This is a genomic window from Ruegeria sp. BK1, from assembly GCF_056535645.1.
The window spans coordinates 2,638,701-2,665,593 of sequence record NZ_JBQFIS010000001.1 but is presented as its reverse complement, the minus strand read 5'-3'; the positions used below and the strand labels follow the sequence as shown (position 1 = coordinate 2,665,593).

The following is a 26,893-nucleotide window of genomic DNA, read 5'->3' as shown; positions in this document are numbered from 1 at the left end:
ACTATAGCTCCAGCCCGTAGACCTGCCGCGCGAGATCAGTGGTCAAAAGTTGCGCCAGCCGTTTGGCGTCGACCATCCCGAAATATCCACGCTCGATTTGCTGGGACAGATGCAGCGCCACGCCGCGCCGCCACATGTCGTGGCGCGCCGGGATCGACAGAAAGGCGCGGGTGTCGTCGTTGAACCCGGCCAAATTGAAGTAACCTGCCGTTTCCACCACCTGATCGAAATAGCGCGCGATCCCCGCAGGGCTGTCATGGAACCACCACGGCGGGCCAATGCGCAGACAGGGCCAGTGACCCGCCATCGGGGCGAGCTCTCGGGCATAGGTGCCTTCGTCCAGTGTGAACAGGATTATGCGGAGCTTTGGCGAATTGCCAACACGGTTCAGCAGCGCGTCCAGTCCATGCACCCAATCCATCGCGATGGGAATGTCTGCCCCTTTGTCACGCCCGAAGCCCTGCATCACAGCGCGGTTGGTGTTGCGTCTGCTGCCCGCGTGGATTTGCATGGTCAGCCCGTCCTCGACCGACATCTGCGCCATTTCGATCAGCATATGACCATAGAACCGCCGTGCATCCTCGGCGCTGCCTGCGCCCTGCCGCAACCGTTGATAGATCGGGTAGGGATCGTCCAGCCATTCGGTCTGCACTTTCTCGATCCCGTGGTCGGTGGCCGTGCAACCCAGTTCGATGAACGTGGCACGCCGCTGGCGCAGGGCTTCAATATAACCGCTGAAGCTACCGACATCACAACCGGTCATCGCACCCAGTGCAGTCAGGTTCTGGACGAAATCCGGGTCCGCTCCATCCAGAACCCCGTCGGGGCGGAAAGTTGGAACAACGCGCCCGCTCCAACCGCTGTCGCGGATCGCCTTGTGATGAGCCAGATCATCCAGAACCGAGTCCGTGGTGGCTAGAACCTCGATCCCGAACCGTTGGAAGAGCGCCCTTGGCCGGAACGCGGGCTGCACCAGACGGTCGGCAATCTGATCATAGATCGCATCGGCGGTGTCCGGCGACAGATCTTGAGAAATCCCCAGAGTTTCGCGCAGAACATAGCTGATCCAGATCCGCGACGGCGTGCCCAGAAACAGGTCCCAATGGGCGGCGAAGGTGCGAAACACCTGACGCGGATCCGCATCGCGTCCCGCAGGGCCCACCCCCAGTTGCTCTAGCGGAACGCCTTGGGAATAGAGCATGCGGAACACATAGTGATCGGGCACCACCAACAGCTCGGCCGGGTTGGGAAAGGCTGCATCCTGCGCGAACCAGCTTGGGTCGCAATGACCGTGCGGGGACACTATGGGCAGGTCTTTGATGCCCAGATACAGGTCTTCTGCCATGCCCTTTAAATTGCCTGTCAATTTCCCCTCCGTGCTTTGCCCAAGGAACAGTTAACACATTTTTTACGGCTTGCATCTTTCGGGTACAAAGCCTCAGACTGATCCCAGGAACCGGGGGGAAGAATGAACATTGCGCTGATTGGTTTGGGGATGGTTGCGGGCACCCATGTTGCTGCGATCTCCGCATCGGACTGCGGCCTGAAACTGGCTGGCGTTCTGGGTCGCGACCCTGGAAAAACCGCGCAATTTGCGAACCGGCATGGCACGCGGGCCTATGCATCGGTTCAGGAGATCGCCAATGATCCATTCGTCGATTTCGCAATCATCGCCACCCCACCGGACCAGCGCTTGTCACTTGTGCAAACCCTTGTAGCGGCAGGTAAACCTATTCTCATGGAAAAGCCGGTTGAGCGGGATTTACAAGCCGCCACCCGGATCGTCGAACTGTGCGAAACTGCCGGGGTGCCGTTGGGCATCGTGTTTCAACACCGCGCACGAGCGGCCTCGGCTGCGCTGAAGGCGGCCTTGGAGGCAGGCGAGCTGGGCTCAATCGCGACGGTCGATATCTGTGTGCCGTGGTGGCGTGACCAAAGCTACTATGACGCGCCGGGGCGCGGCACCTATGCGCGCGATGGCGGTGGTGTGATGATCTCGCAGGCGATCCATACGTTGGATCTGGCTATGTGGCTGCTGGGACCGATCACCTCGGTTCAGGCCATGATGCGGCAGACGCCTCTGCATGATCTGGAGGCCGAGGATTGGGCCGGTGCTTTGTTCGAAACTGAAAGCGGTGCCATCGGAAATTTGATGGCCACCACCGCCGCATTTCCGGGCATGGCCGAGACCATCACGATCCAAGGCACCCGCGCCAAGGCGCATCTGGGCGCAGGCGTGTTGACGATCACCGCGATGGATGGAACTCAGACAACCTTCGGCGAAACGGCAACGACCGGAGGTGGCGCCGATCCGATGGCCTTTACCCATGAATGGCACCAATCGGTGATCGAAGATTTTGCCGAAGCGATCCGCACGGGACGCCCGCCCATGGCCACGGGCCGCAGCGCGCTTTTGACCCATGCGGTCATTGATGCGATGCAAATCGCCAGCGAAACCGGCCTGAAAACGAGAGTATCCGCATGAGCCTGACCTGCGTCGCCCTTGGGCTGGATCACCGCCATATCTATGGCATGACTGAAAACATGCGCAAAGCGGGGGTTGTCTGTGTCGGCTATTGGACGGAGGGAGACCCCGTCACTCTGCCCGGTTATGTGAAACGGTTCCCCGACATCCCCCGGTTTGACCGCCTGGAGGACGCGCTTGGCTGGGGTGCCGATCTGGCCCTGGTCTCGGCCGTTCCGGCAGACCGCGCGGCGCTGACGGTCAAGGCCATGCAAAACGGCATGGATGTTATGACCGACAAGCCCGGGTGTACATCCTTCGAACAGTTGGATCAGATAAAAGGGGCCGTGGCCGAGACCGGGCGCATCTGGTCGGTCAATTTCTCGGAACGGTTCGAAACCGCCGTTAGCACCCGCGCCAGCGAGTTGGTTTCGGCAGGGGCTATCGGGCGTGTCGTGCAGACCATCGGGTTGGGCCCGCACCGCCTGAACAAACCCACCCGACCGGACTGGTTCTTCAAACGCGATCGGTACGGGGGGATTTTGGCTGATATCGCCTCGCACCAGATTGATCAGTTTCTGCACTATACTGGGTCGGATACGGCCCAGATCACCAACGCATTTGTCGCCAACTATGCCAATCCCGACGACCCCGAGTTGCAGGATTTCGGAGAGCTTAGCCTGCGCAGCGCCCATGCCACTGGCTATATCCGGGTGGATTGGTACACGCCCGATGCGCTGCCCAATTGGGGTGATGGGCGGCTGACGATCTTGGGAACCGAGGGGTATATCGAACTGCGTAAATATGTGGACGTAGGCGGCGCACCCGGTACAGATCACCTGATTCTGGTCAATGGTGAGCGGTGTGAAAAGATCGACGCCTCAGGCGCTGGCCTGCCGTATTTCGCGCGTCTGGCCCATGATATCCAACACCGCACCGAAACCGCGATGACGCAGGCGCATTGCTTCACGGTCATGGAACTGGCGCTGCGGGCGCAGGAAATGGCAGAGGCGTCATGATCAATGTCGCAATCCTCGGCGCGGGTATCGGAGCGCAACATCTGGCGGCGCTGTCTCAGCTTGGCGATAGGTTCCGCGCGGCCGCCGTTGTCGATAAGGATGCAGCCCGGATTGAACAGATCAGGGGCGATGCTGATTTCGCGGCGCTCACCGAGATTCAGGATGCACTGGATGATCCCTCCATCGACCTTATTGATATCTGCCTGCCGCCGCATCTGCATGTGCCGATCACGCTGGCCGCGCTGAAGGCCGGAAAGCACGTGGTGTGCGAGAAACCTCTGGCCACCTCGATGCGGGATGTGGACCAGATCATCGAAACGGCGCGAAACACGGGCAAGCAGGTGTTCCCGGTCTTTCAATACCGCTGGGGTCCGGCCCTGTCGCAACTCCGCCACTTGCAGAACGAAGGTCTGACCGGCGCCGTCCAGACCGCCGCGCTTGAAACGCACTGGTCGCGCGGGGCCGATTACTACGCTGTCCGCTGGCGCGGAACGTGGGAGGGCGAGCGCGGTGGGGCTGTGCTGGGCCATGCGATCCACAACCACGACCTGCTGACACATATCGCGGGTGACATTGCGTCGGTTTCGGCGATGGTGACAACGCGGGTCAACCCGATCGAAACCGAAGACTGCGCGGCCATCTGCTTTGCCATGACATCGGGCGCGTTGTGCACCAGCAACATCACTCTGGGCGCGGCAACGGACGAAACACGCCTGCGGATCGTGTTTGAACACCTGACCGCAACCTCGGGCACCGAACCTTACGCGCCGGGTCAGGCGAAATGGACCTTCACGGCCCGCGACCCCGCCCGGCAGAAAGACATCGACACCGTGCTTAGCCGCGCACCGACGGAACCCGCCGGATTTGAGGGGTTTTTCGCAGAAATCAGCAAAGCCCTGCGCGGGCAGCCGAACACGGCGGTGACGCTTGCCGAAGGTGCGGCCTCGGTCAGTCTTGTCACCGCGATCTACCATGCGGCACGCAGTGGGCAGCGAGTGGCACTGCCCATCACACCCGATCACCCGCTTTATGAAGGATGGCTGCCATGAAACAATGCTGGCGCTGGTTTGGCCCAGAAGACCCGATTGCCCTGTCCGATCTGCATCAGGTGGGCGTTCAGGGCATCGTCACCGCCTTGCACCACATCCCGCCCGGTCAGCCTTGGGACGTCCCGGCTATTGCCGACCGGCAAGCCATGCTGGCCGAGGCTGGCTTTGAATGGGACGTCGTCGAAAGCCTGCCCGTTTCCGAGACGATCAAAACACAGACGACGGACATGGCAGCGCATCTTGAGGCCTATAAATTCAGCCTGCGCGCGCTGGCGTCTCGCGGGATTGAGGTGGTGTGCTACAACTTCATGCCGATCCTCGATTGGACCCGCACCGCCCTGCGCGCGCCGCAACCCCATGGCGGCTCTTCCATGCTGTTCGATCTGACTGATTTTGCTACGTTCGACATCCACATCCTGAAACGTCCCGGCGCGTCCGAGAATTATTCCGAACTTGTCCAGCACGCGGCCTCCAAACGGTTCGCCGAAATGTCCGACACGGCCAAATCCCGGCTGCAACACAATGTCACCGCCGGGCTACCGGGTGCCAATGACCAGTGGAGCGTCGAGGATGTCCGCGCCCTGCTGGACACCTACCGCGACATCGACCGCACCCGGTTGCGCGCACACCTTGTCGACTTTTTGGCCGAGGTTGCCCCGGTCGCGCAGGAGCATGGTCTGCGCCTGTGCTGTCACCCGGACGATCCGCCATTTTCTCTGCTCGGGCTACCGCGCGTGATGTCCAGCGTGGATGACTACGGTGCCGTTCTGGACGCGGTTGACCTGCCAGCAAATGGCGCGACGCTGTGTACCGGATCGCTGGGCGTGGCGGCCAGTTTCGACGGGCCGGAATTTGTCCGCAGGCATGGCAGCAAAATCCACTTCGCGCATCTGCGAAACACGAAACGAATTGCAGGATCGGACGCAGAAAAACCCGATTTCTACGAGGCCGCGCATCTGGAAGGCGACACCGACATGGCGGGCACCGTGCGGGAATTGATGGCCGAGCAGAAACGAAGAAAACAAGCAGGCCAAAGCGATTGGCAAATTCCGATGCGCCCGGATCATGGGCAGGAGTTGCTGTCTGACCGGGGCGGCCACAGCACGCCGGGTTACCCTTTGATTGGCCGGATGCGCGGCTTGGCCGAACTGCGCGGCCTGATGGCAGCCTTTACCTGATCGGTGCTGCATTTAAGTGCTTGCCTGACGGCAGTAATCCCCTTTTACTGATCGCACCTAACCGGGCAGCGGGGTGTCTTTGGGACGCGCCCGACGTCTTTTGCAAGACGCGTGAAACCCCCGCGAAAACCGATGCAGGAACGCATCTTTTTCACAGCATCAGCCCGCTCCGACAGGGCTGAAAAACGGGAGGTTTCCGAATGAAAACCGCAGGCGTAATCGGTCTTGGGGATATGGGCAGCGGGCTGGCCAAGAACCTGATCAAGAATGGCTTTGAAACCTCGGGCTTTGACCTGAGCGAAACACGCATGGCCGCATTTGCCGATATGGGTGGGTTGGCAAAGGACAGCGTGGGTCAGGTGGGTCGTCACGCCGCCAGCGTGTTTGTCATGGTCATGAACGGCGATCAGGCCCGCGCGGTCATTCTGGGCGAGGATGGGCTGGTGGCCAACATGACCAAGGGCGGAACCGTGATCCTGTCGGCGACGATCACACCCGCCGAGGCGCGCGGCATTGCGCAGGACATGGAAGGGTCAGGCATTCACCTGATCGACACACCCGTTTCGGGCGGGTTTCCCGGCGCGCAGAATGGCACGTTGACGATGATGGCGGCCGCCGCGCCCGAGGTTCTGGACCAGAACGCCGAGGTGATGCAGGCCGTTTCCGGCACCATTCACCGGGTGGGGGAACATGCTGGCGACGGACAGACCGTCAAAGCCTGTCTGCAATCGCTGATCGGCTCGATCTTTTCGGCCACGTTCGAGGCTGCGGCCCTTGCTGCCAAGGCTGGTGTCAGCGGTCAGGCCCTGCTGGACGTGTTCGCGTCCTCCAGCGCAGGCTGCGGCGTGGTGAACACGGCGCTTGAAAACATCATTGATCGCAAGTTTGTCGCCACCGGCAGCCATATCGCCACCATGCACAAGGACCTGACCATATCGCTGGCCGTGGCCGGAGAGCTTGGGGTTCCGATGCAGACCGCCGCGTCCGCGATGCAGATCTTTCACGCCGGGAAAACGAAATACCCCGATGGCGACAACTGGATCTGCACAAAGGTGATCGAAGAGATCATCGGCGCCGAACTGCATCGCTAAAGGAGGCCCGTCATGAAATTAGGAGTTATTTGCGACGGGATTTCCCGCGATCTGAAACATGCGGTCGATGTCATGGATGAATTCGGTCTGGACTATGCTGAACTTCAATTCGTCGGCGATACCGAAGTGGGCGATCACAGCCCGCAGGAGATTGCCGAGATTGATGCGCTGTTGCGGGACCGGGGCAAACCCGTCTCATGCCTGTCGCGTCATATCTTCGCGGGCATGACAGCCGCGAACCGGCCCGGAGACGCGCTGCATGTCAAACATATGGACGCGCTGAAGCGGGTGATCGACATGGCGCATATCGTCGGCTCTCCGCTGGTACGGATCATGACCCAAAGGAAAGAACAGATTCTGTGGGGCAAAAACGGGGCCGAGAAATGGAACGTTGCCCATGGTGTCTGGGATACGATGCCGCCCCTGATCGCGCCTGCCGTAGAACTGGCTAAAGCCGAGGGCGTGACGCTGGTTGTCGAGACCGGGAACGGTACGCTGGTGAACTCGAACTACACCGCGCGCAAGCTGATTGACGATCTTGACGCCAAAGATGTGCTGAAGGTCCTGTGGGACCCCGGCAACAACTGCTGGTGTCATGAACTGGCCTATCCCGACGGGTATGACGAGCTGCGCGGTGGCTATCTGGGCCATATCCACATCAAGGACGTCAAGGTGGACACGCCACGCGCAACACTCGAAGTGCGCCGGATGGGCGAGGGTCAGCTGGCCGATCTGTTCGCCCCGATTGCCGCTGCTCTCCGCACGGATGGCTATGGCGGCGTGGTGTCCTTCGAAAGTGTCTATCACCCCGGCAATGGCAATTTCGAGGACGGGTTCCGTTTGTGCGTGGACCGGTTCAAAGAAGTGTTTGCGTAACGCGCGCACCTGTGCCCGCGTGACTTACGCGGGCACTTCCATATGTTCGGCGTTCAGCTTGTCCCAATCAAACTCGACCCCGATGCCCGGCGTATTCGGGGCCACCGCCAGACAGTTTTCAACGACCAGAGGGCGGGTCGTGTACTGGTCGATGGGAAAAGAATGAACCTCAAGCCAACCCGCGTTGGGTTGCGCGGACACAAGACTTACGTGCAGCTCCTGCATTCCGTGACTGCAAACCGGGATATTGTGCTTGGCGCTCAGCGCCGCGACCCGCAGCCAGCCGGTGATGCCGCCGCAATTCGACGCGTCGGGTTGGATGAAGCTTAGTTTGGCGTCGTCAAAGGCGTATTCGAACTCATGGATGGTGTGCAGGTTTTCCCCCATGGCCAACGGAACGCCCGTGGCGTCAGCGATACGGCCATAGCCTTTGTAGTCATCGGGAATCGTGGGTTCTTCGAACCACAGGATATCGTGCTCGGCAAAGCCCTTGGCGGCGGTGATCGCCTGATCCACTGTCATCGAATAATTGGCGTCGACCATAAAGAAGCGATCTGGCCCCAACATCTCGCGCACAGCTTTTGCGCGAGCCAGATCATCGGCCAGATCAGGCTGGCCGACCTTGATCTTCACTCCGTTGAACCCGCGTGACAGATAGCCCTCGGTCTGGCGCAACAACTTGTCGAGCGAGAAGTTCAGGTCGATCCCACCCGCATAAGCCTTGCAGCGGTCCGCTGTACCCCCGGCCATTTGCCAAAGCGGTGTGCCGGTGCGTTTGCCGCGCAGATCCCACAGCGCAATATCGACGGCCGAAATCGCAAATGAGGCGATGCCGCCCCGCGCCACGTAGTGCACATGCCACTGCATGGCGTCATACAGGTCTTCTATCCGGTCGGCGTCCTGTCCGACCAGAAAAGGAGCCAAGTCATTTTGAATCATTGCCAGAATGGCATGGCCGCCCTTGCCTCCGGTATAGGTGTAACCGACTCCTTCGCCCCCATCATCAGTTCGAATCGTGACAGTGATCAGCTGGAAAAACGTGTGATCGCCGTGCTTTGCGTCCACCAGCACCTCGGTCAACGGAACATTGAACAATCGCGCCGAGAGGTTTTCGATACGTGCCACGGTCCAAGGCCTCTTTTGATGTGTCGATGTTTGGAAACTGTAAGAGGGTAAATGGAAAAAGAAAGCCCAAGATCAGCGGTAAGTAAGCCCTAGTGTCGTTTTGAAAAATGACATTCGGTTTGAAAAAGATGGGCGAGGCGCTATTTCCGTGCCTTGTCAGTGTCCGGATATTCAACCCATTTAGTTGGTCACCGCGACAGGTTCAGTTTCGAGGAAAGCCCACCGAATGTTTAAAGCAATGGATGAAAGTTACCTGACTTAAATCATTTGCGTAATATGTTCTGAAAAAGTGGTGAGCCGTGGAGGATTTGGACCTGAGATCCGCTACCGAGGCGTTGTAGAAGCGTATCTTAGTTCTTTTGTACCGTGACCATTCGAACAGCATTGAAGCCCATTCCGACCCGTCTGCACATTTTGACGTTCGGGACTGGTTACACAAAGTCTGGAGTGTGCGGAAATCAAACCTTTTCTTAGCTCTCGTTGATTGGCGAGGAGACTATTCCCGGCATTGACTATCCTGTGGACACAAAAATCTCTATAAAACGATGTTGTTGTTTGTCGTTTTGTAAAAGATGAAAACACGATGCGTTCAAGTATACGAAGCTTTTTGATCGTTCTGACCTGCTTTGTTGGGCTAACAGCTCCCCGCGTTTTGCATGCTTGTACGGTGTGTGTAGAGCTTCCAAAAGCCTCTATTGCTGATCACGTCCTTGCCGCCGAGATCATCGTATTGGCTGGCCCCACGTCAGGGAACCCATTCAAGTTCTCAATTAGACGAGTCTTAAAGGGCTCGGACGACAGGTTAAAAGAAATTCCCGAAATTCCATTTCTGGTTGATAGCGTAACGAGGCGCGCGTTCCGCTCTGATCCAACGAATACAGTTCTTTTCACATATGGAGCAACGCGCACAGACAGAGCCGGGCGCAGTTTTTCGAGGGGATGGAAACGCATATTCACGATGACCCCAGAGCGAAAAGAGTTTATCGGGAAACTTCGCTCCGTCGGTCAGCTTTGGACTTATGGAGAAACGGATAGCTCTGACCGAATTTCGTTCTTCTCTGACTATCTGTGGCACTCTGATCACGTATTACACAGCACTGCCTTGGTTGAAATTGGTCGAGCACCCTACGACTTGGTGCGTCCGATAGGAGACAGGGTTTCAACGAACCAGATCTTGGAAGAGCTCAATAGACTGGATCGCTTTGTCTACAGGCCCACCGTCATACGCCTGCTTGGCCTGCAAAGCGACACGCATGCCCGCTCAATCGTACGTCAGCGATACATCAAAGCACTAAATAACGGGGGCCTAAATGCATTTGAATGGGCGCTTGCTGGCATAGAGGCAGATGGAGCATTGGCAATCAAATCGATTGATCTGGTACTTCAAGGTAATCAAATGACGGATGATGACAAATGGGCGTTCGTCCGGGCTTTAACAGAGGCTGGATCGTCTCAGCCGAGGTTCAGAGGTGAGATTATCGCAATCCTATTAACGGTTCTGGAAAGAGATCGTACCCTCGCGGCTCGGATTGCTTTCGCTACGCGAAATTGGGGAAAGACCCCACTGCACCAACAGTTCAAGGCCATTGCCGATCACGAACTAACAGACCCGGCAACAGAGTTTGTTCTAAATATGGTTCTGGATCAGGAAGTGGCGGTTGAGTAACCCAACTTGATGTTTTTCAAAATCTTATAGCTGTTCGCTATGCGGATATGGGCCTCGCCTCTTTCCGGACCATTGAAAACCTTACAAACTGGATGACAAAACGATCCAAACCATGTGGCGCATTGCCATGCGGCCGTAGAACACAACACCAGAAACCGTGTTACATTGTTTCTGTTAGACAAACCCCGATGGCAGAAGACCAGAGATCACTCACACACAACATTGTAGAAAGGAAAAAAGTGGTGAGCCGTGCAGGATTCGAACCTGCGACCCACTGATTAAAAGTCACCCGCCGATACTTATTGAGTTGGCGCGCGGTGGTGCATAAATAATTTAAAAACAAATGGTTGTGTGTTTTTTCAAACAAAAATCAGTTGGTTGACATCGCATATTGATGCAACTTAGTGTTGTGGTGTGTTTGAAAAATCGTTTGAAAATCGACACGGAGAACAGCATGACCGCGACACTGAATTTCGACAGCGTGCCACAAGTGCGTGCGGCGGCGAAAACCAAGCCCGCATCAGGCACAATCTGGTTTTCGCATGATGGGGACAAATACCCGTGTCTTTATCTCGGCGTTGGTAAGCGCGCGGCCACTTGGTACTTTAAGGGGCGATTGAACGGCAAATCGAGACAGAAGTCGCTTGAGGCCACCTTCCCGGAAACATCCGCTGTGCAGGCATTCGCGAAGATCGGCGCGCTGGCGGTACATCACGGCAGCGAAACGACCTCCGAGATCAAGAATGTGCGGGACGCTTGGAAGGAGTATCGATCCGGCGCAACGGCGAAGCAGAGCACGCTTGATGACCAAGAGAGCAAACTCGAACGGTATGCCGAGGCGATCCTGAACAAGTCGCCTACTTCGGTCACGCTGCTCGACGTCCGGCGCTGCCTTCTTTCGATCCCGTCCGTATCAACGCGTCACCATGTCAAAGCCGCGATCAACAATGCCTACTCGATCTTGGACATTCCATCGCCGATCACGCGCGGCAAGCTCAAAGCGAAGCAGCTAGGTAAGGTTCGGAAACGCCCGACCTTCTGGAAGCAGATATGTGACGCCAACCCAGAGATCGACCGTAGGGATTGGTCGCCCATGTGGCAGGCGATCATGGCGGTGAAAAACCCGCTGCGGCGCACGGCTTGGATCGTGATGTTTTTCACCGGCATCCGCTCCGACGATGTGCGCTCGTTGCAGTGGGATCAGATCGACCTAACGCGCAAGACGATCCGACTCGACGATATGAAGAACGGCGAGACCCGCACCTTGCCTATCTGCGACACGGTGGTTGCGGCCCTATCAGCAATCCGCTCGAACTACAGGTATGTGTTCCCGACCACCTCCACGAAGACCGGCGAGACGATCTACATCGACCACCTCGACACGCTTTTGCACCCGACTCTCAGAGCGGATACTGGCAAGTTGGACAAGAAGGGAAACCCGATCCTCAAGCCCGTCCCTGTATTGCGCCAGCACGACACCCGCCACCATTTCACGTCAGCTTGTGGCCCAGCGCGTGTCCCGTCCTATGCAGCCGCCTTCTTGCGCGGCGACATCACGTCAGACAATCGCGATGATGACATGGTGATGGAGTATCAGGAGGATCTGGACCTCCACGAGTTGGTGGCAGACATTGAAAAAGTGATTGTTCAGCGGATTAAAACGACACCTTCTTTCATGGTTGAGTGAGGCATTGGCGGGCGATACGTTGTTACTGCACCACAACGTGGAGCACGACAGTCAAACCCATTAGCCCGCCGTGACGGGCGATCTAATGGGGCGAAGGCCGCAATAACCGTCATGGCGCAGCACGCGCCCTTTCAGGCCATCTGTTTGGATTAGACAGATAGAAAGGATGGTGTTGCCATGTCCGTGAGCGAACTTCGCGCGCTCGAAGCGCGCATCGAAGAATTAGAGTTTCGACTGAATCTTCCCAAAATAATGACACCTAAACAGGTGTGCGAATTCCTTCAAGTATCCGAACGCACCTTCTACGATTGGAAGAGCGGCGGTGATGCGCCACCTGCAATGTATTGGTCGGAGCGCACCGTGCGTTACGACCGTGACGTTGTAATGAAATGGGCGAAGCAAAAAGAAGTGGGGCAGGTATAAAACCTGCCCCATTGGTGCACGCCGTATCGTCGACGAAGGAGATACGACGATCATAAGTCATTTTGACAGACGGCTAAACCAATGATGCAGGTCCAACTTGAGATGATATGGATCAGATTGAACAGCTAAGACAGATCACCGAATTGGTTGGAGCAGGTTATTCCAAACTAAAGTGGAAGGACGGTAAAAAAGCCTACTACCCGACCGACGAAGACATCACCGATGCGGTCATTGAGGCGCATTTGAGCAACTCTCAACCCATCGGAATAAACATGAATGTAGGGGATGAAAAATCATATTTCGGCGTCTTTGACCTTGATGATCATAGAAACCAACTAAGCGATTCCATCATGCTCAAGCGGTTGGGATTCATTGCTTCCGCATTGCACCAAATGGACATTCCCTACTTTTCGGTACGTTCAGGCGGCGGTCGCGGATACCACATCTGGATCGCTTACGAGAACGCGGCTCGAATGGACACTATCCGGCAACGGATGCGCGACGTTCTAGACGTGGCAAACAGCATTCTTGGGAAGTCGCCGTGGGCGCACGAAAAGTTCGTGCCAGACGACGGTCAAGGTAAGGGGATGTTCCACGACACAGGCAAAGTGGCGGTTCGCAATCCCAGCCCCGACAAGCCAGACATTACCAAAGTCGAACACTACATCGAACTGCTACCTAAGGGCGGCAAGCGGCCAGTCGTGGCGTTGCCTCTTGCGTTGGAAAGTATCGCCCTAACACCCACCGAGATAGACGAAACCGGTGCGATGCTGTTCGAGCAGGGCAGCAAGATAGTCATGCGGAAAGCGAAACCTCGCAAGACCGGTCCCAAAACCTCGCAGCGCACTAACTCGATTGCAGTAGCGGAAGCATTGAAGGCGTTCATGAAGTCCAGACGTGGCGGTGGCTACAAGGCATGGTGCGATGCAGGTTTCAACCTTTATGGCGCGTTCGGCGAAGATGGCCGCGAACATTGGCTGACCTATTCCAAAGAAACTGATGGCTTCGTGTCCGAGAAAGACGTTCTCGACAAATGGGGCGAGATTGCAAAGTCAGGAAGATGTGGGCCCGAGCCTTTTTGGGCGTATGCTCGCGCTGGCGGTTACACAGGTGGCATTCCAGACGGCGTAAACATCCACAGCAAAAGTGACCCGACCAAACTCATTCTCGAAGACGTGGTGGGATCGATCAAACTATTCCGTGACGCCGATGGCACATCTTACGCCCGCGTAGGCCCACGGCGAGTTTTGCGGATAGATTCGACCGAATTTGGAGACTGGTTGCGGCGCGAAACCTACTCATGCGGTGTCACGGCCAGTCAGGATCAGATCAATCTCGTCGTTGGGCTGGCTCGGGCGCACGCCGTAGAGAATGTTGAGGACGTACATCTACGCGTCGCACGGCATGGTGGTCGCATCTACATCGATCTCTGCGACGCTGACGATCGAGTTTTGGTTATATCTGCTGACAGCATTACTCTCATCGAAGGAGATGAAGAATGTCCTGTGCTGTTCCGGCGGTCGAGACAGCAACCAATCGAAATTTCGGACGGATCGCTACAAGATATCCGCGCTATGGTGAACATGGATGACGACCAGTTCATCGTCTTCATGGCATGCGCGGTAAAGATGTTCTTTCCTGATACACCGTCGCCTATTGTCAACCTCATCGGCGAATATGGATCGGCTAAGACATCTACGACCCGGGTGTTGCGGTCTCTAATCGATCCGGTTTCCGCGATGGTTGCTCCAGGCGGTGAGAAGCCCGAAGACGTTCTAATCCGTGCTTGGCACAACTATGTTCTGACGCTCGAGAACATGTCTGATCTGTCCAAGTTGTCCGACACGCTTTGCGGCATCACAACTGGTATGGGATTTGAAGTCAGGCAACTCTTCACCAATGGAGACTTGTTTTCGATTTGGGTTCGCCGACCTGTAATTGTGAACGGAATCGACCCATCAAAATACGCTGCCGACTTAATCTCAAGGATGGTGGAAATTGAACTGACTAAACCCGAAAAACGCATGCTCGAATCCGAGTTTGAACAGCGCCTCTCAGAATCTGCGCCGCGCATGTTCATGGGCGCAGTCGGCCTTGTAAAAGAGGTCCTGAAAGTATTGCCAACAATTGACCCGCACGAGTTTTCGGAAAACGTGCGGTTGGCCGAATTTGGGGCAATCGGTGAGGCGACGGCGCGTGTATTGGGTAAGGAAGACGGGTGGTTCATAGATACAATGGTCGAGGCGCAAAACATCGCTCAGGAAGAAGCGGCGGATGACTCGATTACAATGCAAGCGTTGGAGGCGATGCAGGAGCCTATCATCCGGCGTGGCAAGTTTTGGGGAACACCGCAAGAGTTGCTGATTGAATTGCGTCAGTCGGCAGAATCCTGTGACTTAAACCTAGCGCGGTTGCCCATGACTGCGGCGACGTTGAGCAGGGAATTGAACCAACTAAAACCCGCCCTGCGAAAGCGCGGATGGGAGATCGACAAGAAGTCTCGCAAGTGGTTGTTGATCCCGCCGCCTGAGGCGACGCTCGAAGAGATCATGGAAATGACACGATAATCGCCTCTTCCGCCGGTTCGCTACCCGAGTGGATTGCATGGAACGCGTGGATTGCAGGATGGTTCAGGCACAAGAAGAATTTAGTTGGTTGGTTGGCGTGTTCGAACCGACCAACCAACTAATTTTTCCTGATAGGATAACCTGCGTGTATTACCTGCGATCCCTGCATTCCTAAGCTGGCAATACGAGGCTGGGCAGCCTGACATCCCCAGAATTCTCCGCCTATGCCTATCGCGGCGGTCGCAAATGCGACAGAAAATTCAGACCCACTGAATGGCAATCAATACGGCTCAGCAAAGAAACATCATGGCAAAAAGGACATGCTGTGTCTTACTTCAAGTTTTCAAACACTTTTTCAAACGCTCGCTGATTTCATGGGTCAAATCAGATATATGAGAGTGTTTAGAAGCCCGGCAGCAACAGCGTCGCCTTGACAAAACTAAATGCCAGATTCACATAGAAGGTACGACCGGCAGCGCAGTGGTTCGTCACCTTGCCTGCTCGTGTGAGCGTCGGTCGTCTCTTACCGATACCACTGTGCTTCGCTGGGCCATATTCGGACACGGGCGCAGCTTTCGATGTTAGAGGCAGAAATTACATCTGCGATGCCTTTTCGCCAACCGGTAGAATTGTCCCCCAGCATGAACTGTTTGCAGTACAAAAATATGTCTGCCAACTGAACCAATCGACTGTGGTGCGACCGCGCAAAATGCACCGTATCGATTATGTTCTCAATGTCTCTGCCGCGCTGCCAGTGAGTCCCACCAGAACGATATCGCGACAAAGAAGCAACTGATGAACCAATGTTTGGTTCATCGTAGTCGCCGAACAACATTCCAACCGTTCCCAGACTTTTGAAGAGGCTGTCGGCTTGCTCGATCAAATACATAAAGGCAATCTCGTCTGGTGGCGTCGACGAGTGAGTTATGTTGCCTGGAATAATTCGAACGTAGATGCGGTGTATTTCTTCACGCCCGATTATCGCCAGCAGTTGTGAGAGGATATCCAATCTTTCAGGAAAAGCCCGCCCCTTAAAGTTTCCCCGACCGCCACAAATTTCTTTGCCGTGAAACTCCGTTTCTTTGGTAAGAATCTTTGAGCCGAATGCTGACTGTGACACGTCATTCACGAGAGCCTCGATTACAGGCACAGCATCACCTGATACGCAGACACCTCCGAGCCAAAAACTATTTTGTTCCGGTGGATGATATTTGACTTCATCGTAGTAAAGCAAATGCATTAAATTTTCGCATTCTGGAGAGGTGGCATTAGATCCCATATATCCTGCACCGTGGGTTATTGGTACCTAAAAAATCCTTTGTTTACCTTATTCTACCGGTCGGATTGGTAAGGTCGAACCTTTATATTGATTGGTGAGCGTCGCGGCGCATCGCTCCCTATCTGACTTGTCCAGATGAGCGCGGTGTTGTCCTGACGCCGCGCTCATTTAGTCAGAAAGGATACACTATGACCGAAGCGACAACCGCCGCCCTGCAAACCTTAATCAAGCAGGTCGAAACACTCACCACCACCGTCTCAGATCAGGCAAAACGTCTCGACGATCTGCACGCCTTCAATACGCGCGTACTCGACGAGAAGAAGGACATGCAGCGTCAACTCACGGCGCAACAGGCAACGCCTTCTGTCTACAAGGATGATGAAAACGACCGCAAAATGCGGGCCGCCAACTTCAATCAAGACGCCAAAGGCAACTGGTATCTGAAAGGGACACGACCGAAACACGCCATCTCCCGCGAGGATGCGCGCGATCCGGTAAAATACCGTGAAGCCAAGGCCGCAGCGGAGAGGGACGGCACAACTGTGATGGTCATCGATGATGGCGACGGTGATCCCACGATCCGCAACACTGGTCAGGCCGGCAGTATCCAAAGCAAGGTATTCACCTTTGATGATGACTTCGAACGCGTGCGCTATGTTCGTGCTGACATGGACAAGGGCAGTGGCCTCGTCCACCGCCGCCTGCAAGCTGAGCAGGAAGGCTTCACTTACAAGACATTCCGCACGCTCGACGATCTGCCACCGCATGCTCGGACCAAATTCGAACTCATGGAAAGGGCGGCCAATGCAGACGGCAACACCTGAAGACCGAGCCTGCCTACAGTTTGCTCTGCATGTCACAATCGGCATCATGCCGGATACCGAGTGTTATGTCCTGCGAGACGGACAACATTACATCATCGAGGGAGATCCAGTAGTTAAGCTTGATCCGTCACGCCGCGTCGATGACGCGGTTGTTGTCACTCTTGGTCAGGCGATGAAATTCCATCTGGCGGGCCTCGGTTTTGGCCAGATGCGCAATGACCTCATTCAGTCGGGCGTCGATAAACAGTTCGCAGATCGCGTTCATTATCATTTGGTCGATGTCTCCAAGGAAGAATGGAAGCGCGTCAAAGAGCGCGTTGATTGGTATCGCGACGATAACGCCTCACCGATTTACGCTGAAACCGAGAATTCAGGAGCCTCCTGAAAATGCGCGGCGGCAACAAGAACTCAGGGCGGCGCGCCATCATCGACATGCGCCCGGACCGGAATGAAATCATCAAGGACATCGTGCTTAGTCGCCGGTCGCTGTCTGACATCGCTCGGCGGATCGGCTGCAACTACTCGACAGTGCAGCGGTATCGGGATGACAAGATCACCGAAGAAATGCGCCGGGAAATTCTGGCGCAAGAACGCATCAAAGAAATCGAAACCAATACTGAGATCGTCAATCAGGATCGCTTGGACGTCGCTATGACATATGAGTCTTTGGCAAAGCGCGTGGAACGGCTGATCACCAAGGCGGAGCGAAACGAGGACGAATCTTTTGCGCTGGCGGCGATGGAAGGATTGCGCCGTGTCTTGCGCGATATTGCCCAAGTTCAGGGCAAACTTGCGACCAACCTGACGGTCAATGTCTCACTGGCCGAAAGCAAGGAATGGGTCACGCTGCGTCAAATCTTGGCCGAAGTATGTACTGAGGTTCCCGCCGCTCGCGAACCGCTGCTGCGTCGGATGCGCCACCATGTGCTGTCTGTAACGAAGGAGGACACAGTCCTATGACGCGCCACTCAAAATTCCTGGGCTGGGATCACTATGCAAAGCTGACCGCCGCACGTTCAAAAGCCGCATCGCAGGCCGGACATCCTGAATGGGCCGAATTGCCCTCAACGCGCCACCAAGCTGAAAATCAAGGCAAGAAAGTATATTTCACGGGCCTTGAGTGCAAGCATGGGCATGTCACGCCGCGGGGCGTCAACAAGGGGTGCGCGGGCTGCTACACGGCGAGGTATCATGCCGTTTGATGCCCTCCATGACTGGTGCGGCCTCGTCGAACGCGACCTCGATGCAGGTGCAGAAATGCTGCATTTCTTACAACAAGAGGTGCCGAACGCTAAGTCTGTCGACCCTTGGCAATTGGAGGCAATCACATCGACCGCGCCAACGGTTGCCATGCGTGTGTGCCGACAGGCGGGCAAGTCTTGCGTATTGGCGACGCGCGGCGTGCGCGAGTTAAAGCGCGGTGGTACAACGATCTGTCTTGCGCCCGCAGAACGACAGACGCGCGAGATCACACGGAAAGCAACGATGTACCTGCGCGCCACCGATTTGGTGGTAGAGCGAGCGACGCAATCCGAGATCGAGACATCAAACGGTGGGCGTTTCATCGCTGTTCCAGCGTCTGGTGCAACCATACGCGGATACACCGCTGATCTGATCATGGTCGATGAGATGGCCTATCTGCCGGGACACAACGGCGGAGAGGACATCGTGGTCGCACTGCTGCCGATGCTCAAGGACAACGGCCAGACGTTCTACGCCTCCACGCCCGCAGGCAAGCACAACATGTTCGCAGAGCTGTTCACAGAGAGGCGGGAAGGCATTCACTGCATCGTCGTGCCCGGAACATCCATTCCCCGCCTTGCTGCCCGCGTAGATCGCCTGCGCTCGCAATTATCCGCCACGCGCTTCCGGCAAGAAGTGGAAGTCGAGATGCTTGCTGACGGTCTTTCGTATTTTGATTTGTCCATCATCGAAAACGCCACCAGCAGTGAGAGTGCGATATGGCCAAGGATTTGAACCTGATCCACATGCCGGACGGTCGCATCGTAAACGAGACGAACATGGATCCCGCTATTCCACGCGTGACCGGATATGAGCGATACTGGATAGGCGCGGATTTGGGGCAGGCGAATGATTACTCTGCTGTCTGCGTCGTCAAGGATCGACGCCTTCCGACTTCCGACGGATCGAAGGTCGTCCTCGGGCAGCGCGAGCGCACTGTCGTTTATGCGGACCGGTTTCGCGGCTTGTCCTACGTCGATGTCGTCGACCATCTCATCCAACTGCGCAACGCGTCGCCATTTGGTGGCAAGTCCGAACTCGTCATCGACGGCACGTCCATCGGGCGCGTGGTATCGGACATGCTTCGGGAACAGGGCGTGGATCACAGTGCTATCCAGATGACGGGTGGTCAGGATTGGTCCCGCAAAGGCCGCTACGTGAACGCCAGCAAGACGTTGATGGTGGAAAACCTGGCTGTGCTGTTTGCCTCTGGCGATCTGACCTTCGCGCGTGATCTGCCGCTGCGGCCGGAGATCGAAGAAGACCTTGCTTCCTTTACGACGCAGACGACGGCGGCGGGCAATCAGATCATCACGCAGTCACGGTCAGCAGCTGGACACGGCGATCTCGGCATTGCGCTGATCGTCGGCGCGTTCGCATCCCAGTATCTCAAACCTCAGAAGATACTCGTCAGCACGCTGCGCGGGTGGTGCTAACGCGGTAAAGCAGAATCCCGTCAAGAATACAGACGTTGGGTGGGAAGACTATGCGCCGACGACGCGAGATGCTGCATCCCTGATTGCTTGGCCAAGATCATCGCCAATCAGTTCGAACTTATTCAGAACATGTATGTTGTCGTCTTTGATATGGAGCTGACCTTCATTTCCCCTGTTACCTCTATGCTGCCCTTTGGAATAGAGTGGGTTGTGAAGCACTTCATCACTGTTCATTACCCAGAGAACAATTTCATCTCGGAAGACTGCGACCCAGATAAAGACATCGCAGCATTGTGGTTTCAGCTGCTGAAAGTTCATCAGGAACTTTTTTGTGGTACTTCTCGCCAAGGCCTTGATGTACAGTGGCTCCTCGCTCGCACTGTCGACTGCGCGCGATGCCTTCACCTCGATCTTGATGCCGTCAAGCCAAAGATCGTATTCACCGGTAAAGTGCGGGTCAATCTTCTTGGAAGCCTTCTTGAGCGCGGAGCATTTTCCTTGGACATATGTTTGAGCGAACTTCTCGCCAAAACCTCTAGGTGCAGAAATTTCAAAAATCCAAAGATTTGGATTCTCGCTTACATACTCCGTTCGAATCTCCATGTACTTGTCGAATGTGAGTCCGCCAACTTCTATCAGGTTGCATATTAGGTGCTCGTACTCATTAAACGGGAAAATCGCTTCGTCTTCTTCTACGATTCGGAGAATTCTTTCTAACTCTACAGAGTCTCCCTCGAAAGAATCGCATATCTTAGCTCTTAACTCGGAAAGCTCCACCGTCAGTCCTCTCTATTTCATAGTATTTGATCAATTGATCTTCTGTGAAATCTTCTCGTTCCCGCAGAAATTCCACTGGTAGCGGTAGTCTTTCCAAGTCCGCACGAAGAATTTTGTGTGTATTAAATAGCTTTGAAAACAGCCAATCATAGAAATCAGTGTTGAATAACTTGACAAGTTTATCGGGCGCGATTGGGAACTCCGGAGAGGGTACTATCATGTTAACGCTGTTCAAAAAATACGAACCGTCCTTGTCATGATAAAACACAAGGCGTGAAGAAATGAACCTGTATAGAATCTTGCTTTTGGATTCGAACAAATCGAGGGGCGCCACCTGTTGGTAGAGAGACATATCCGATGGAATAAATGTCGTTGGATCGTCTGCTCGCCCTCTATGGACATCTACGCCTTTGTACACGGGAATTGAGTTCTCGCTGGGCTCTTCGTTGCAAAACTTCTTGTTGTTACCAGTGACGATTCCCAATCCCCATCTAGCGCCCCCGGTTAAAGTTATATGTGGCCTATCAAAAACCTTGGCAATTACCGCAGCATCCTCAGGGCTGCACTCGAAGTTGATAATGCTTGCCGGATTATCCACAAAGGTCTTTTGCTTGCGAAAGAACTTACGTTCATTCATGTGGCAAAGCACACGGCTTTCAGCAGGTGCTGACTTTTTTACGCAGAACGATTGCGCTTTGGTCAAAAGGCCTTTGAATGGTTTGCCAAAGTCGCGAACACTCACCAAAGAGTACTTAAGCGAGTGCCGTCGTGCGTCTTGAAAAGTTGCTATTTTGAAGAACGATTCCGGCATTAAAAAAGATAGAAAACCATGCTCTCGAAGATTCTTCATTGCAGCGAAGAAAAAGAGAGAGCTTGTGTCTAGGCTGCGACCGGCACCAAACGTTTTCCCGTATCTCTGCTTTTCCAGTTTTTGGATTTTCTTGCCCCATGGGGGGTTGGTCAAAATCACATCGAATTGCTGCGCAGGTGTTGTGCTGTTGGTCGAAACTTCGAGGAAGTCAGCACAGATTATGTTTTCTGGTTCAACACCTGTCTCATGCAGAACTCTCTGCTTTGCTATTTCGACTGCTACTGGATCTGTATCATACCCGAACACGTTTTTGGGCGCGAACCCGTGTCGAATTGCGGCAATGATGAAGTTTCCGCTGCCGCAACAGGGATCACAGAACTTTTCATCCTCCTTTGGGGTCGGAACATCTGAGAACATTGCTTCGCAGATGCTATCCGGTGTGTAGTAGATGCCTTCTTTGTTTCGATAGGCATTCGAAAGGCTGTTTTGGTATTTGTCGGACAAGTCGGAGAGGTTTGAGCTGACTTTTAAAGCTCCAAGCGTTTTTTCAACCAAAGCTTCATGGTTGTGATCATCTACTAGTGACTTGTTAGCTCTCTTTGTCAGTTTGATTTTGCCGGCTATGTTTTTCTTAAAGTGGTCAAATGAAGCTTGGGAAACACCAGTGGCAGGATCATATTCAAGGTATCCCGTTTTGATCCAGTTTCTTACAGAAGCTTCGGAAACGCTCAGTGTGTTGGCAACTTCCGAGATCGAAATTGCGGCCGAGTGACAATCATCGAACAATGTAGCCTGTTGCGCCAAGGTTTCCCCCTTTTTTGCCTACTCTATATGGCGACTTGGATGATTGGAAGCACAAGATAGATCGTTTTTCGGTTGGTTACTGCTCTAAGCAGTCGCCAATGTCAAAAAGGCGGCTGCACCCTCTCCATAGTGGAGGTGCCGTACCTTATGCACTGTCGAATTGGAAGCATGACGCGCTCAACCGCTCGACGGGGAGGTCCCAAGATAACCGACCATCGTTTCGCCCGCGTTGCTGTTGAGCGCATGACCGACCTTTCGCAGGTCGCATTGACGCACGACTGCGGACGCTTGGCGACCTGCGACCAAGTAGAACCGTTCTTCATCATTCACATCGAGGAGGCTTCTGCCGTCTCCGAAAGACTTGGCGTTGAGTACCTGGCTGAGTGCTTCCCAAAGGATGAGTCCATCGCCTTTCTTGCGGTGGCTCTTTGGCTTCTTTGAGAACAGTTTCCACAGGTCATCCTCGATCGCGATCTCAGTCATCAGGCGGCCCCTTTGGTTGCTGCGGGCGTCTTGCGATGTGTTCGCGCAGGACACGGCGGTAGTGAGAGTCATCCACACGGAACGGCTGCATGGCATTCTCGACGACCTTCGCGATCCGCTCTTCGGCTTGCTCGACATCGACAGGGGTGTCGGTGCGTCGCTTGCGGATCGTGACAATGATCTCGGTGTCGGTGACGCGGATCGGGTCTTCGGTCCAGCCTTCATCTTTCAATTCGGTCGGAAGGTCGAACTTCTCGGATTCCGCCTCCTTGATCTCGTCCCGCTGCTCAGCCGCCTCAGCTTTTGCGAGTGCTTCAACGGAAGGTAGCAGCGTTAGGTCGATCTCGCCGGTTTCGGCAAACCGCTCTTTCGCTGCCTGCTGCTCCTCAAGGCGCTGTTGTGCGCGGAGCTTCTCATGTCGGAGGGCAATCAACCGTTGCTCCGCGCGAAAAATCTGCTCATCGAGTTTTGCGACTTCGCACTCGGTCTCGTAGATGGCGGGCTGGAACGGGTCGTCCAAACGGTAGTTGGTTGTACCGTCGGCAAGGCGCTTGAGTACGTCGGAGGCGGTCGCGCCGTCCGGGTGGAAGAGCAATCCGTCCACCACGGTCCTCATGACGTTACCCGTTGTCTTGAAACGGCAACGCCACGCACGTTCTTGCTTCTAAAGAGAAGGCGGGAGTGGGCACCCTCATGGACAAACTTGATCTCAGTCGCAACCCTCACGGCGTTTAGTAAGGTCGCTTGTTCGAATGAAACCTCCCTTTCCGTGTGCGTCTGAATGCGCAACTCGGTATCCGGGCGGTCGTCAAAAACCCCTCCGGTGATGCGATCCGGGGAGATTGTCATCAGCCCTTCGTTGTCGCGGACCGGTTTGAAGGAGAAATGACCGACAACCTGCGCCCGCCAATCCTCGTCAATCGGATCAAAGTCTTCCCATTCGAACGGGTCAAGTAGCTTACCGAGGTCGGCGGCGGGACGGTATTGCTGACTAAGGGCAAGGCGGTTTCCGTTTGCCCATCGGAGGTGCAGAGCATCGTTTGTGGTCGAATGATAAGACGGTGCCGCTTCGAACGCCTTGATCATTCGCAACTGCTTGAGCGTAAGCGTGCATGCTAGTGCGGACTTACCCACATCATACTCGACAACTGTTTTGTTGTCGGTTGCAATAGCCTTGCCGTCCAGCAGATGGGCGTACTCGATTTTCCACCATTCTTGGCCGTGGTGCTTCGCGTTGCCGATGAACCGAGACGTCAGTTCGATACCGTCAAGGAATCGTTTGGGAAGCGCTCTCCAGTCGTCCGCTTGAGGGGCATCGATACACAACAGGTCGCCTCCGAACGGTTCAAGCGGCAAAGTGAACGCTCTGCTAATGCCCGGCTCGATTTTCGCGGCGTGCTTCACTGGTCGCCCCCTTTCACGGCCAACTTAAAGCACTGATGTGGCACGATTTTGGCGCGACTTTGGCAACAATGGACGAGTCGTGGGTGCGATTAAATGCGAGGTGGACACAAAATGTTTGAAAAACGCGTCTGTTTGAAAAACGTTTGAAAAAACCGAAAACCGCCAAGCTTTCGCCCGGCGGTTTTTCGTTTCCGATCAATCGGTTGAAGTGGTGAGCCGTGCAGGATTCGAACCTGCGACCCACTGATTAAAAGTCAGTTGCTCTACCAACTGAGCTAACGGCCCACTCTTTTGTCTGGATCCTTCGATCCGTGGCGCTCTCTAAGGCATTTTCCCGATCGGGTGCAAGTCCTTATTTCACGCATCGTTTCGCCTGTAATTTCTTACGTTCCGGCGACCCGATAGGCGGCCTAATTAGGCAGGGGACGCTGGGGGGTCAACCCCTTTTTTCAGGAATCTGCGCGATAGGGTGGATTCATTTCAAAGGCAGGGTTATATGCCCGCCATGCAACGAATACTGACTTCGGGTTTGCCCTTCATGAAGATGCACGGGCTGGGCAATGACTTTGTCATTGTGGATGCGCGTGCGCAAAGCATTGACCTAACACCAGCCCTGGCAAAGGGAATCGGGCACCGTCAGTTTGGCGTTGGCTTTGATCAGTTGGCAGTCATCGAAAACGGCGAATCGGATGCGCATCTGGTGTTCTACAACGCGGACGGGTCGACTTCGGCCGCGTGCGGCAATGCCACGCGCTGCATCGCCCGCTTCCTGATGGAGGAAACCGGCAAGCCTGAGCTGACCCTGACGACGGAATGCGGCACGCTTTATGCGCGCGACGCGGGCAACGGGCTGACCTCGGTCAATATGGGCCCGCCGCAGCTGGAGTGGCACCAGATCCCGCTGGCCGAAGAGGTTGATACGCTGGAACTGCCCATCGAAGGCGGGCCTTCGGCGACCGGAATGGGCAACCCGCACTGCACCTTTTTTGTGGACAATGCCGAGGCAATCCCGCTGGAAGAATTCGGATCGCGCTACGAATATCACCCGCTTTATCCCGAACGCACAAACGTTCAGGTGGCGCAGATCATCGGCCCCGATCACATCCGTATGCGCGTGTGGGAGCGCGGCGTGGGCATCACGCTGGCCTCTGGCTCGTCCTCCTGTGCCACAGCGGTGGCGGCTGCACGGCGCGGCTTGACCGGGCGCAAGGTGCAGATCGAACTGGACGGTGGCACGATCTGGATCGACTGGCGCGAGGATGGCGTCTGGATGACCGGCCCCACGGCCCATGTCTTCTCGGGAACGCTGACCCCTGAGTTTCTGGGGATGCTGGGATGAGCGCGCCCAAGTTCACCACTCTGGGCTGCCGCTTGAACGCCTATGAGACCGAGGCGATGAAAGAACTGTCACAACAGGCAGGCCTGTCGAACGCCGTGGTGGTGAACACCTGCGCCGTGACGGCCGAGGCCGTGCGCAAAGCCCGGCAGGAAATCCGCAAGCTGCGCCGGGAAAACCCCGATGCGCGCCTGATCGTCACCGGCTGCGCCGCCCAGACCGAACCTGAAACCTTCGCCAAAATGGACGAGGTCGACGCGGTCATCGGCAATACCGAGAAGATGCAGCCCGACACCTGGAAAGGCATGGCCGCTGATTTCATCGGTCAGACCGAGGCGGTACAGGTCGATGACATCATGTCCGTGACCGAGACTGCAGGTCACCTGATCGATGGCTTTGGCACCCGATCCCGCGCCTATGTGCAGGTCCAGAACGGCTGTGATCATCGTTGCACCTTCTGCATCATTCCCTACGGGCGTGGCAACTCGCGCAGCGTCCCTGCGGGCGTGGTGGTGGACCAAATCAAGCGGCTGGTGGACCGGGGCTATAACGAGGTCGTGCTGACCGGCGTCGACCTGACCTCATGGGGCGCTGACCTGCCTGCTCAGCCGAAGCTAGGTGATCTGGTGATGCGTATCCTCAAGCTGGTTCCCGACCTGCCGCGCCTGCGGATCAGCTCGATCGACTCGATCGAGGTCGATGAAAACCTTATGCAGGCTATCGCGACGGAACCGCGCCTGATGCCGCATTTGCACCTGTCGCTGCAACATGGCGACGATCTGATCCTGAAACGCATGAAACGCCGCCACCTGCGCGACGACGCCATCCGCTTCACCGAAGAGGCCCGCAAGCTGCGCCCCGACATGACCTTTGGCGCGGATATCATCGCTGGCTTCCCGACCGAGACCGAGGCGCATTTCGAGAACTCGCTGAAGCTCGTCACCGACTGCGATCTGACCTGGTTGCACGTCTTCCCTTTTTCCAAACGCGAAGGCACCCCGGCAGCGCGCATTCCGCAGCAGATCAACGGCAATATCATCAAATCCCGTGCCGCCCGCCTGCGCGCCGCTGGCGATGCGCAGGTCGCCAAGCACCTGACCGCCCAACTGGGTAAAACCCATCACATTCTGATGGAGAACCCGCATATGGGCCGTACCGAGCAATTCACCGAAGTCACCTTCACCACCCCCCAACCCGAGGGCCAGATCGTCACCGCCACGATCACCGGTCACACGAGCAGCCAACTCAAAGCCTGATCCGTCCTTCATCTGGCCATAAATATCTCGGGGATGAATTGGCCGTAGGCCAAGAAGGGGCTGGCCCCTTCACCTCGCCTGCAACAAAAAACCCCC

At 55.7% G+C, this 26,893-nt stretch carries 26 protein-coding genes and 1 tRNA gene; 18 read left to right on the top strand and 9 right to left on the bottom strand.

What is annotated here, in order from left to right; translation table 11 throughout:
• Position 1: 1 nt before the first annotated feature.
• Entirely contained in the window at positions 2-1,366 is a 1,365-nt protein-coding gene (gene uxaC / locus ACR3E7_RS13295) for a glucuronate isomerase (RefSeq protein WP_480503590.1), read from the bottom strand.
• Between the two features lie 102 nt (positions 1,367-1,468).
• On the opposite strand from uxaC, the gene ACR3E7_RS13290 reads away from it, so the two are divergent.
• The 6 genes from ACR3E7_RS13290 to ACR3E7_RS13265 all read left to right on the top strand — a co-directional run bounded on the left by ACR3E7_RS13290 (position 1,469) and on the right by ACR3E7_RS13265 (position 7,677).
• Positions 1,469-2,485 carry a Gfo/Idh/MocA family protein gene (locus tag ACR3E7_RS13290; RefSeq protein ID WP_480503589.1) on the top strand — a complete coding sequence of 339 codons (1,017 nt, stop codon included), beginning with the start codon at positions 1,469-1,471 and terminating at the stop codon, positions 2,483-2,485.
• Complete coding sequence (locus ACR3E7_RS13285; RefSeq protein ID WP_480503588.1) at positions 2,482-3,483, top strand: Gfo/Idh/MocA family protein; 1,002 nt, start codon at positions 2,482-2,484, stop codon at positions 3,481-3,483. Before ACR3E7_RS13290 ends, ACR3E7_RS13285 begins: the two co-directional genes overlap by 4 nt.
• Entirely contained in the window at positions 3,480-4,532 is a 1,053-nt protein-coding gene (locus ACR3E7_RS13280; RefSeq protein WP_170770793.1) for a Gfo/Idh/MocA family protein, read from the top strand. The genes ACR3E7_RS13285 and ACR3E7_RS13280 overlap by 4 nt, the downstream gene beginning before the upstream one ends.
• Positions 4,529-5,710, top strand: coding sequence for a mannonate dehydratase (uxuA, locus tag ACR3E7_RS13275; RefSeq protein WP_480503587.1), 1,182 nt, complete (start codon positions 4,529-4,531; stop codon positions 5,708-5,710). The genes ACR3E7_RS13280 and uxuA overlap by 4 nt, the downstream gene beginning before the upstream one ends.
• A 200-nt stretch (positions 5,711-5,910) precedes the next feature.
• The gene (locus tag ACR3E7_RS13270) at positions 5,911-6,801 is read left to right on the top strand and encodes an NAD(P)-dependent oxidoreductase (protein ID WP_170791552.1); all 891 of its coding nucleotides are present in this window, start codon (positions 5,911-5,913) and stop codon (positions 6,799-6,801) included.
• A 12-nt stretch (positions 6,802-6,813) separates the two neighbouring features.
• Positions 6,814-7,677, top strand: a complete 864-nt coding sequence (locus tag ACR3E7_RS13265) for a sugar phosphate isomerase/epimerase family protein (RefSeq protein ID WP_480503586.1) — start codon at positions 6,814-6,816, stop codon at positions 7,675-7,677.
• 24 nt (positions 7,678-7,701) lie between these two features.
• Here the strand turns inward: ACR3E7_RS13265 and ACR3E7_RS13260 are convergent, their stop codons facing one another.
• Complete coding sequence (locus ACR3E7_RS13260; protein ID WP_480503585.1) at positions 7,702-8,802, bottom strand: mandelate racemase/muconate lactonizing enzyme family protein; 1,101 nt, start codon at positions 8,800-8,802, stop codon at positions 7,702-7,704.
• Positions 8,803-9,409: 607 nt separating this feature from the next.
• On the opposite strand from ACR3E7_RS13260, the gene ACR3E7_RS13255 reads away from it, so the two are divergent.
• The 4 genes from ACR3E7_RS13255 (at position 9,410) to ACR3E7_RS13240 (ending at position 15,145) form a co-directional block, all read left to right on the top strand.
• Positions 9,410-10,468, top strand: coding sequence for a hypothetical protein (locus ACR3E7_RS13255; RefSeq protein WP_480503584.1), 1,059 nt, complete (start codon positions 9,410-9,412; stop codon positions 10,466-10,468).
• Positions 10,469-10,922: 454 nt separating this feature from the next.
• The gene (locus ACR3E7_RS13250; protein ID WP_480503583.1) at positions 10,923-12,155 is read left to right on the top strand and encodes a tyrosine-type recombinase/integrase; all 1,233 of its coding nucleotides are present in this window, start codon (positions 10,923-10,925) and stop codon (positions 12,153-12,155) included.
• Between the two features lie 177 nt (positions 12,156-12,332).
• Positions 12,333-12,578, top strand: coding sequence for a helix-turn-helix transcriptional regulator (locus ACR3E7_RS13245; protein WP_480503581.1), 246 nt, complete (start codon positions 12,333-12,335; stop codon positions 12,576-12,578).
• Positions 12,579-12,685: 107 nt separating this feature from the next.
• The gene (locus tag ACR3E7_RS13240; RefSeq protein ID WP_480503580.1) at positions 12,686-15,145 is read left to right on the top strand and encodes a TOTE conflict system archaeo-eukaryotic primase domain-containing protein; all 2,460 of its coding nucleotides are present in this window, start codon (positions 12,686-12,688) and stop codon (positions 15,143-15,145) included.
• Between the two features lie 523 nt (positions 15,146-15,668).
• Here ACR3E7_RS13240 and ACR3E7_RS13235 read toward each other — a convergent pair.
• Positions 15,669-16,424: a DUF3800 domain-containing protein gene (locus tag ACR3E7_RS13235; RefSeq protein ID WP_480503579.1), complete on the bottom strand. Its 756-nt coding sequence runs from the start codon at positions 16,422-16,424 to the stop codon at positions 15,669-15,671.
• Between the two features lie 188 nt (positions 16,425-16,612).
• On the opposite strand from ACR3E7_RS13235, the gene ACR3E7_RS13230 reads away from it, so the two are divergent.
• Genes ACR3E7_RS13230 through ACR3E7_RS13205 form a run of 6 tightly spaced genes read left to right on the top strand, consistent with a single transcriptional unit; the run spans position 16,613 to position 19,926 of the window.
• Entirely contained in the window at positions 16,613-17,248 is a 636-nt protein-coding gene (locus tag ACR3E7_RS13230; protein WP_480503578.1) for a hypothetical protein, read from the top strand.
• Entirely contained in the window at positions 17,229-17,633 is a 405-nt protein-coding gene (locus tag ACR3E7_RS13225; protein WP_480503577.1) for a hypothetical protein, read from the top strand. The genes ACR3E7_RS13230 and ACR3E7_RS13225 overlap by 20 nt, the downstream gene beginning before the upstream one ends.
• A 2-nt stretch (positions 17,634-17,635) precedes the next feature.
• On the top strand, positions 17,636-18,208 hold the full coding sequence (locus ACR3E7_RS13220) for a hypothetical protein (protein WP_480503576.1): 573 nt from the start codon (positions 17,636-17,638) through the stop codon (positions 18,206-18,208).
• Positions 18,205-18,450, top strand: coding sequence for a hypothetical protein (locus ACR3E7_RS13215; protein WP_480503574.1), 246 nt, complete (start codon positions 18,205-18,207; stop codon positions 18,448-18,450). Before ACR3E7_RS13220 ends, ACR3E7_RS13215 begins: the two co-directional genes overlap by 4 nt.
• Positions 18,440-19,225 (top strand): terminase large subunit domain-containing protein, encoded by a 786-nt coding sequence (locus ACR3E7_RS13210; RefSeq protein WP_480503573.1) that lies wholly within the window; start codon positions 18,440-18,442, stop codon positions 19,223-19,225. Before ACR3E7_RS13215 ends, ACR3E7_RS13210 begins: the two co-directional genes overlap by 11 nt.
• On the top strand, positions 19,210-19,926 hold the full coding sequence (locus ACR3E7_RS13205) for a hypothetical protein (RefSeq protein WP_480503572.1): 717 nt from the start codon (positions 19,210-19,212) through the stop codon (positions 19,924-19,926). The genes ACR3E7_RS13210 and ACR3E7_RS13205 overlap by 16 nt, the downstream gene beginning before the upstream one ends.
• Before the next feature lie 48 nt (positions 19,927-19,974).
• Here ACR3E7_RS13205 and ACR3E7_RS13200 read toward each other — a convergent pair whose 3' ends face one another.
• The 6 genes from ACR3E7_RS13200 to ACR3E7_RS13175 form a co-directional block, all read right to left on the bottom strand.
• On the bottom strand, positions 19,975-20,703 hold the full coding sequence (locus tag ACR3E7_RS13200) for a hypothetical protein (RefSeq protein ID WP_480503571.1): 729 nt from the start codon (positions 20,701-20,703) through the stop codon (positions 19,975-19,977).
• Positions 20,678-22,318, bottom strand: a complete 1,641-nt coding sequence (locus tag ACR3E7_RS13195) for an N-6 DNA methylase family protein (protein WP_480503569.1) — start codon at positions 22,316-22,318, stop codon at positions 20,678-20,680. Before ACR3E7_RS13195 ends, ACR3E7_RS13200 begins: the two co-directional genes overlap by 26 nt.
• Before the next feature lie 177 nt (positions 22,319-22,495).
• Positions 22,496-22,801, bottom strand: a complete 306-nt coding sequence (locus tag ACR3E7_RS13190; RefSeq protein ID WP_480503567.1) for a hypothetical protein — start codon at positions 22,799-22,801, stop codon at positions 22,496-22,498.
• On the bottom strand, positions 22,794-23,417 hold the full coding sequence (locus tag ACR3E7_RS13185; protein WP_480503565.1) for a hypothetical protein: 624 nt from the start codon (positions 23,415-23,417) through the stop codon (positions 22,794-22,796). The genes ACR3E7_RS13190 and ACR3E7_RS13185 overlap by 8 nt, the downstream gene beginning before the upstream one ends.
• Positions 23,414-24,205, bottom strand: coding sequence for a hypothetical protein (locus tag ACR3E7_RS13180; RefSeq protein WP_480503564.1), 792 nt, complete (start codon positions 24,203-24,205; stop codon positions 23,414-23,416). Before ACR3E7_RS13180 ends, ACR3E7_RS13185 begins: the two co-directional genes overlap by 4 nt.
• A 209-nt stretch (positions 24,206-24,414) precedes the next feature.
• A tRNA-Lys gene (locus ACR3E7_RS13175) sits at positions 24,415-24,490 on the bottom strand.
• A gap of 211 nt (positions 24,491-24,701) precedes the next feature.
• Here ACR3E7_RS13175 and dapF point away from each other — a divergent pair.
• Positions 24,702-25,544 (top strand): diaminopimelate epimerase, encoded by an 843-nt coding sequence (gene dapF, locus ACR3E7_RS13170; protein ID WP_480503563.1) that lies wholly within the window; start codon positions 24,702-24,704, stop codon positions 25,542-25,544.
• A complete protein-coding gene (mtaB, locus tag ACR3E7_RS13165) occupies positions 25,541-26,797 on the top strand; it encodes a tRNA (N(6)-L-threonylcarbamoyladenosine(37)-C(2))-methylthiotransferase MtaB (RefSeq protein WP_480503562.1) in 1,257 nt (418 codons plus the stop codon). Before dapF ends, mtaB begins: the two co-directional genes overlap by 4 nt.
• Positions 26,798-26,893: the final 96 nt, after the last annotated feature.